Origin of the sequence: Paraburkholderia sp. JHI2823 (assembly GCF_038900695.1) — a bacterium.
In the GTDB taxonomy this organism is placed as follows: domain Bacteria; phylum Pseudomonadota; class Gammaproteobacteria; order Burkholderiales; family Burkholderiaceae; genus Paraburkholderia; species Paraburkholderia mimosarum.
The window spans coordinates 1-1,677 of sequence record NZ_JAYMRY010000125.1 but is presented as its reverse complement, the minus strand read 5'-3'; the positions used below and the strand labels follow the sequence as shown (position 1 = coordinate 1,677).

General features: G+C 64.9%; 3 protein-coding genes. All 3 read right to left on the bottom strand.

Annotation, left to right across the window (positions count from 1 at the left end; genetic code table 11):
* Window positions 1-1,051 (bottom strand): 2Fe-2S iron-sulfur cluster-binding protein (locus VSR34_RS37865; protein WP_342965172.1); only part of this gene is annotated, 1,051 nt, incomplete at its 3' end.
* Complete coding sequence (locus VSR34_RS37860; RefSeq protein WP_342965171.1) at window positions 1,048-1,359, bottom strand: sarcosine oxidase subunit delta; 312 nt, start codon at window positions 1,357-1,359, stop codon at window positions 1,048-1,050. The genes VSR34_RS37860 and VSR34_RS37865, both read right to left, overlap by 4 nt.
* Before the next feature lie 13 nt (window positions 1,360-1,372).
* Window positions 1,373-1,677 (bottom strand): FAD-dependent oxidoreductase (locus tag VSR34_RS37855; protein WP_342965170.1); only part of this gene is annotated, 305 nt, incomplete at its 5' end.

The following is a 1,677-nucleotide window of genomic DNA, read 5'->3' as shown; positions in this document are numbered from 1 at the left end:
CGACCGTTACGTTCGCGCCGCACGCCTTGAGGTCGAGTGCGCAGCGATAGCCAGCATCGTTGTTCGTGAACACGACCGCATTGCGTCCCGGCAACACGCCGTAGCGATGGATATACGTCGATACCGCTGAGGCCAGCATGATGCCCGGCAGATCGTTGTTGCCGAACACGATGGGGCGCTCGTGCGCACCGGTTGCGAGAATCACGCGTTTGGCGCGGATCTTCCAGAGCAGCTCGCGCGTGCCCTGACGCGTCGATACGGGCAGATGGTCCGTCAAACGCTGCGTGACGGTCACGAGATTGTGGTCCTGATAGCCGAACGCCGTGCTGCGCGACAGGATCTTCACGTCCGGCATCTGCTTGAGTTCGGCCTCGATCTTCTCGACCCAGTGCAGGGCCGGACGGCCGTCGATATCGGCCTTGCACGCAAGCAGGCTGCCGCCCAGCTCGCGCTGGTCGTCCACGAGAATCACGCGTGCGCCGCTCGCGCCCGCCGTATGCGCGGCCGCAAGACCAGCGGGGCCGCCGCCGATCACGAGCACGTCGCAATGCGCGAAGCACTTGTCGTAGCGGTCGGCGTCGCGCACTTCGGGCGCCTTGCCCAGACCCGCGGCGTCGCGAATCTTCTCTTCGTACTTCGGCCACCACTTGCGCGGCCACATGAACGTCTTGTAGTAGAAGCCCGCAGGCAGAAAGCGCGAGAACTTCTGGTTGATCGCCATGCGGTCGTTTTCGAGGCTCGGCTCGGCGTTCACGCTCGTCGCGACGAGGCCCTGGTACAGCTCGATCTCGGTCGCACGCGCGTTGGGCACCGTATGCGCACCGCGCTCGAGCTGCACGATGGCGTTCGGCTCGGCCACGTCGGCCGTCATGATGCCGCGCGGGCGATGGTACTTGAAGCTGCGCGCGACGAAGTGGACGTCGTTGGCGAGCAGCGCGGAGGCGAGCGTGTCGCCCTGAAAGCCCTGATACGTGCGGCCGTTGAACGTGAAGTTCAGCGGAATCGCGCGGTTGATGCGCCCACCGGCGCCGAGGCGGTTCTTCTGGCTCATCGCTGCGTGCTCCCTTGCTTGCTGCCTTGCGTCTCATTGGCCACGTTGGCCGAGCCGAAGGTCTCGTAACTCTGGATCTCGTAGGTGACGGTGTCGCGCGTCGCCTTGAACCAGCGGCGACACCCCTGCGTGTGCAGCCACTGCTCCCTGTGCACGCCGCGCGGGTTGTGGCGCATGAAGAGGTAGTCGCCCCATTCCTCGTCGGTGAGCTTGTCGGTGTCGAGCGGGCGTGCAATGTCGGCTTCGCCGCCGCACGTGAACTCGACTTCGGCGCGGGGACCGCACCATGGGCATTCGATCAGCAACATGATCAGGTCTCCTTTAGTGCGCGACCGCAGCGGCGCCGTGTTCGTCGATCAGATGGCCCGTATAGAAGCGGTCCAGCGCAAAGGGCGCATTCAGAGGATGCGGCTCGTCGTTCGCGATCGTGTGCGCGAACACCCAGCCCGAGCCCGGCGTCGCCTTGAAGCCGCCCGTGCCCCAGCCGCAATTGAAATAAAGCCCTTTCACATGCGTCTTGCTGATGATCGGGCACGCGTCGGGCGAAACATCGACAATGCCGCCCCACTGCCGGTTCATGCGCACGCGCGAGAACACCGGGAACATTTCGACGATGGCCTGCAGCG

Coding starts and splice junctions, on each gene's coding strand:
- VSR34_RS37860 (WP_342965171.1), bottom strand. CDS start 1,359: ATGTTGCTGATCGAATGCCCATGGTGCGGTCCCCGCGCCGAAGTCGAG.